Origin of the sequence: Thiohalophilus sp. (assembly GCF_031581315.1) — a bacterium.
Classification (GTDB): Bacteria; Pseudomonadota; Gammaproteobacteria; order UBA6429; family Thiohalophilaceae; genus Thiohalophilus.
The window spans coordinates 5,323-10,445 of the sequence record NZ_JAVLAZ010000083.1; the positions used below are offsets into that span (position 1 = coordinate 5,323).

The following is a 5,123-nucleotide window of genomic DNA, read 5'->3' on the forward strand; positions in this document are numbered from 1 at the left end:
GGATGACTGAAATGCCCGTGCCGGGCGCGGTGCATCATGTAGCGAAAATCATCGCCGGTGACGTGGACCAATTCGGCGTGATCGCCGGCTTCGAAATAGACATCGGGCGACGCTTCCAGGGTCTCGTCCACCGCCGCATCAAAGCCATAGGCTTCGGCGATGGGAGGAATGGCGCCTTTGGAGCAGTCGTCGAAGAGATCCGCGATCTCTTTTTCCGTGGCCATACGCATCCTGCGATTCAGACCGCGGTTGAGTTCGTCCAGATCCAGCTTGTGCGAGGCGGGGACCACCGCCACGAGGTAACCCTGCTCATCTTTGAGCACGACGGGTTTGGCAAACTGGCGACCCGGGACATGGGCCCTGGCGGCGGTGCGCAGGCTGCCGGTGACAAAGGCGTGATGGAGCAGTTCGTAATCCACGCCTTTCCACTCCAGGTATTCCAGAAGCCGCAGGGAAATGGTCATGATGACGCCTCCTGTTCATCAATCGGTTTCTCTAACTATAGTCGACAATCGCCGGCTGCAAAGCGGTTATAGGCATGATAAAACTGTCAGCACAATGCCAATAAAAATGACTCACAATGGCGAGTGAAGAACTGCGTTTTGTTACCGCCCCCGATGGGATGCGGCTGGGCTACAAGCTGGTCAGCCAGGGGCCGCATGCGCCCACGCTGGTCATGATCCACGGGCTGGCGAGCAATCACAGCCGCTGGAGCGAGTTTGTCGCCAACACCGACCTGCGCCGTGACTGGAATCTGTTGCGCCCGGATCTGCGCGGCCACAGCTATTCGATGACCCGCAAGACCTATCACCGCGAGCACTGGTGCGAGGATCTGGCGGCGGTTCTGCGGCAGGAAGGTCTGCAAAACGTGGCGATCATCGGTCACAGCCTCGGTGCCCAGATCGCCATGGACTTCGCCCTGCGTTACCCGACATTGTGCGGCGGGCTGATTCTGCTGGATCCGGTCTTTCCCGAATTGCTGCATGGGCGGCTGGGCAAGGCACGCCGCTTGCGACCGTTGTTGTGGCTGATCGTCAGGTTATTACGTCTGGGGTACGCACTGGGCCTGGGCAAGCGGGAGTTTCCGATTCGCGATCTGCATGCGCTGGATGTCAAAACCCGCGAACTGCTCAAGCAAACCTCGGCTTCGGAGATTGCCCGCCTGTATACCAACCCGCGGGTGGATCTGGAGTTTATTCCGCTGGCCAACTATCTGCAGGATGTGCTGGAGGTGGTCCGCCCGCTGCCCGACTATACGCGGATTACCCAGCCGGTGCGGGTGCTGCTCTCCACCGGGACTTCGCTGACCGATCATCGCGCGCTGGAGGCGAAGATCGGGCGCATTCCCCACAGCGATATCGTGCCGGTGCACTGCAACCACTGGCCCATGACCGAAAAGCCCGAGGAAGTTCGCCAGATTATCGAGGAAACCTGCCGCCAGTGGGCGGCGGAAGGTCAAGTCCCCGCGGCAGGCGTCGATAACCTCAGTACAATTGAATAAATAAGAACAGACACGAGGTTATCCATCATGAGCGAGACAATCAAAGTGGCACTGCTGGGGCTGGGTAATGTCGGCCAGCAGTTTGCCGAGGCCTTTCTGGAGATCATTCAGGAAAAGGGGAAACCGGTTGAAATCGTGGCCGTGGCGCACCGCCATCTCGACTCGCCGGTGGCGCTGGGCTTTTCCCAGAGTGGCGTTCCCGTGTACGAGGATCCGCTGGAGGTCGCCAAACTGGGTGAAAAGGTCGACATTATTTTCGATGTGACCGGCGACGAAAGCCTGCGTCAGAGCCTGCGCCAGGCGATGGCCGACTCCAGCAACCGTCACACGGTGATTGTGCCCGAAAGTGTGGCCAAGCTGATGTACCTGTTCTTCGAGGAAGGTAACCAGCTGCTCGGTGGCGAGGTCGGCGGCGGCTATTGAGCCTCAGGGTTCGGCCATCTGCTGCAACGGTCGATCCAGCTTGCGATAGGCAATCGCCTCGCTGATGTGCGCGGCACTGATCTGCTCCTCCCCGGCGAGATCGGCGATGGTTCGCGCCAGTTTCAGAACGCGGTGATAGGCCCGGGCCGACAGGCCCAGCCGGGTGATCGCCGTTTGCAGTAGCCGCGCCGGTTCGGCCTCCAGCTGGCAAACCTGTTCCAGCCGGGTATTGTCCAGTCGCGCATTGGCCATACCGTTGCGTGCCATTTGCCGGGCGCGGGCGGTTTCCACCCGTTCGCGAACCTGGGCACTGGACTCTTCCTGATGCCGAGTCTCCTGATGCAGTACGTCCAGGGAGACACTCGGTACTTCCACATGCATGTCGATGCGATCCAGCAGCGGCCCCGACAGCTTGGCCCGATAGCGAGCGACCTGATCGGGTGTGCAGCGGCAGCGACCGCTGGCATCGCCGTAGTAGCCGCACGGACAGGGGTTCATGGCGGCGATCAGCTGAAAGCGGGCCGGGAAGTCAGCCTGGCGTGTGGCCCGCGAGATAGTAATCATGCCGCTCTCCAGCGGTTCGCGCAGCACCTCCAGGACGCGGCGGTCGAACTCGGGCAGCTCGTCCAGAAACATCACCCCGTGATGGGCCAGCGAGATCTCCCCCGGCCGCGGGTGACTGCCGCCACCGACCAGCGCTACCGCCGAGGCCGTGTGATGCGGGGCGCGAAACGGGCGCACCTTCCAGCGACTGCGGTCGAAGCCCTGGTGACTGATGGATTGCACCGCCGCGCTTTGCATCGCTTCCGCGTCGCTCATGGTCGGCAGGATCCCCGGCAGGCGCCGCGCCAGCATCGACTTGCCGGTACCGGGCGGGCCGACCAGCAACAGGCTGTGTTCCCCGGCGGCGGCAATCTCCAGCGCCCGCCTGGCCTGGTGCTGGGCCCGCACCTCGGCCAGATCCGGCTGGGGAGCGGGCACGGTGGCTTGTAGGTCACCCGGCTCACCGAGCGCCAGCGACTGCTGGCCAATCAGGTGGGCACAGACCTCGCTTAAATGATCCGCGGCCATCACTTCGGCCGCGCCTACCAGTGCGGCTTCGGCCAGGTTATCGCGCGGTACGATCAGGCGACGCTCGGCCTGGCCGCTGTGCAGGGCGGCCGGCAGGGCACCGCGCACGGGACGCAACTGCCCGCCGAGGGCCAGTTCACCGAGAAATTCATACTTATCCAGTTCGCTGGCGGGGAGCTGACCGGAGGCGGCCAGGATGCCCAGGGCGATGGCCAGATCGAAACGGCCGCCCTCCTTGGGCAGATCGGCCGGGGCCAGGTTGACGGTAATGCGCCGGGCAGGATATTCAAAACGGCTGTTTAGCAGGGCGGCACGGACCCGGTCCTTGCTCTCTTTGACCTCGGTCTCCGGCAGGCCCACGATAGACAGGCCGGGCAGGCCGTTGGAGAGATGGGTTTCCACGCTGACCAGCGGGGCGTCGACGCCGCACTGGGCGCGGGTATAGACCACTGCAAGACTCATGACATATTCCCTTGTCCGTGGCAGGCTGGGTGGTGGCCTGCAACCTTTCCTTGTCGTCCTCCGATTTTTATACGAACCGCCGGTGGATGCAACCGTTTGACCAGGAACTCACCACCAAGACGCCAAGACACCAAGAAGATCAATCAGTATCGGAATACCTGGTCTATTCAGGGAATCAAGATTTTCTTGGTGTCTTCGTGTCTTGGTGGTTAATTTTATTCAGTTGGAGGATGACTCTGCTGGAGGGTCTGCTCCAGAGCGGCGACCTGCTGTTCCAGGGCCTCGAGTTTGCTGCGGGTGCGCAGCAGCACCTCGCGCTGAATGTCGAACTCTTCGCGGGTGACGAGGTCCATTTGAGACAGGGTGCGTTGCAGGGCGGCGCGCAGTTGCTGGTCGGCTTCCTGCTTCATTTCCTTAACGCCATCGGGCAGTGCCGCCATGACGCGTTCGACCAGTTGTTCGATATCAGGGCTTGCCATGGGTCAGTGGCCTGCAGGTGGTGATGAATGAAAGTATCATTATAATGTTTCTGCCCGGCGGGACAATCCCGCCAGGGGAATAACAACAATCACGGGAGAGAAACCATGAAACAGATTGCAACCGCCATATTGTTGAGCGCTGGCCTGTCGGGCCTGGCACAGGCACAGGGCGAACTGAGCGGAAATCTGGGCGTGACGTCCAATTATATCTGGCGCGGCGTGACCCAGACCGATGACCAGGCCGCCGTGCAGGGCGGTATCGATTACACGCACGATGCGAACCTGTATGCCGGTGTCTGGACCTCCAATTACGGTAACGGCAACGGGTATGAGCTGGATCTGTATGGTGGCTACAGGGGCAGCGTCGGTGATATTCCCTTCGATGCCGGTCTTATCATGTACCAGTTTCCGGTTGCCAATACCGGTGCAGATGCCACTGAACTCTATGGCAAGTTTGATTTTGATCTGTTCTCTGTCATGGGCGCCTATACCCTGTCAAAAGACGGCACCAGTCAGGACAACGATATCTATCTGAGTATCGGCACCGATGCCGAGCTGGGCAACGATCTTTATGCCACATTACTGTTCGGTATGTATGAGTTCGATGATTCGGCCGAGGAAGATTACAACCATATTCATGTCGCGCTGAAAAAAGATGAGTTCACTTTCGCGCTGGACAAGAGCGACAAGGACCGGCCGGCCAACACCGACCCGGGTGAAATGCGGGTTTCAGTCTCCTGGATGCGTGAGTTCGATCTCAGATAAATGCCTGTCTGATGCATCATAAAAATTGACTCTCGCAGAGACGCGAAGTCGCGAAGAATTAAACAGGGAAGATTTTCTGGCGTCGTTGCGTCTTTGCAAGAGAAGTAGGCCTGACATAGCGATAGCGGTGTCAGGCAAACCGGCTATTGCCTGATACCCCCAATGCAATATCGGGCCTGCCTGATGCATCATAATAAAATTAACTCTCGCAGAGACGCAAAGCCGCGAAGAATTAAACAGTGAAGGTTTTCTGGCGCCGTTGCGTCTCTGCGAGAGTGAATAGGTTTTCTGTTGTTGCACTGTATGTCATGCATGGCCGCGCTGGAGCCTGTTTGTTTGACACCCTTACTATAGAAGAATACATGAAATTTTTTCTCCGCGACTTTGTACCTCGGCGTTTTTAACCATACTTAGAATAAATG

The 5,123-nt window shown here is 59.4% G+C and carries 6 protein-coding genes; 3 read left to right on the forward strand and 3 right to left on the reverse strand.

The genetic code is table 11. From position 1 onward, the window contains the following. A partial coding sequence (locus RI563_RS10865; protein WP_310694406.1) for a YbaK/EbsC family protein occupies nucleotides 1–464 on the reverse strand: 464 nt, incomplete at its 3' end. Between the two features lie 116 nt (nucleotides 465–580). Between RI563_RS10865 and RI563_RS10870 the strand changes: the two genes are divergently transcribed. Both RI563_RS10870 and RI563_RS10875 read left to right on the forward strand, forming a co-directional pair. Continuing rightward, nucleotides 581–1,501: an alpha/beta hydrolase gene (locus RI563_RS10870; protein ID WP_310694407.1), complete on the forward strand. Its 921-nt coding sequence runs from the start codon at nucleotides 581–583 to the stop codon at nucleotides 1,499–1,501. 27 nt (nucleotides 1,502–1,528) lie between these two features. Further along, nucleotides 1,529–1,924 carry a homoserine dehydrogenase gene (locus RI563_RS10875; RefSeq protein WP_310694408.1) on the forward strand — a complete coding sequence of 132 codons (396 nt, stop codon included), beginning with the start codon at nucleotides 1,529–1,531 and terminating at the stop codon, nucleotides 1,922–1,924. Nucleotides 1,925–1,927: 3 nt separating this feature from the next. Here the strand turns inward: RI563_RS10875 and RI563_RS10880 are convergent, their stop codons facing one another. Further along, nucleotides 1,928–3,457 (reverse strand): YifB family Mg chelatase-like AAA ATPase, encoded by a 1,530-nt coding sequence (locus RI563_RS10880; RefSeq protein ID WP_310694409.1) that lies wholly within the window; start codon nucleotides 3,455–3,457, stop codon nucleotides 1,928–1,930. A gap of 215 nt (nucleotides 3,458–3,672) precedes the next feature. After that, entirely contained in the window at nucleotides 3,673–3,936 is a 264-nt protein-coding gene (locus RI563_RS10885) for an accessory factor UbiK family protein (protein WP_310694410.1), read from the reverse strand. Between the two features lie 105 nt (nucleotides 3,937–4,041). Between RI563_RS10885 and RI563_RS10890 the strand changes: the two genes are divergently transcribed. Then, entirely contained in the window at nucleotides 4,042–4,701 is a 660-nt protein-coding gene (locus tag RI563_RS10890) for a TorF family putative porin (RefSeq protein ID WP_310694411.1), read from the forward strand. Nucleotides 4,702–5,123 lie beyond the last annotated feature (422 nt).

Coding starts and splice junctions, on each gene's coding strand:
- RI563_RS10870 (WP_310694407.1), top strand. CDS start 581: ATGGCGAGTGAAGAACTGCGTTTTGTTACCGCCCCCGATGGGATGCGG.
- RI563_RS10875 (WP_310694408.1), top strand. CDS start 1,529: ATGAGCGAGACAATCAAAGTGGCACTGCTGGGGCTGGGTAATGTCGGC.
- RI563_RS10880 (WP_310694409.1), bottom strand. CDS start 3,457: ATGAGTCTTGCAGTGGTCTATACCCGCGCCCAGTGCGGCGTCGACGCC.
- RI563_RS10885 (WP_310694410.1), bottom strand. CDS start 3,936: ATGGCAAGCCCTGATATCGAACAACTGGTCGAACGCGTCATGGCGGCA.
- RI563_RS10890 (WP_310694411.1), top strand. CDS start 4,042: ATGAAACAGATTGCAACCGCCATATTGTTGAGCGCTGGCCTGTCGGGC.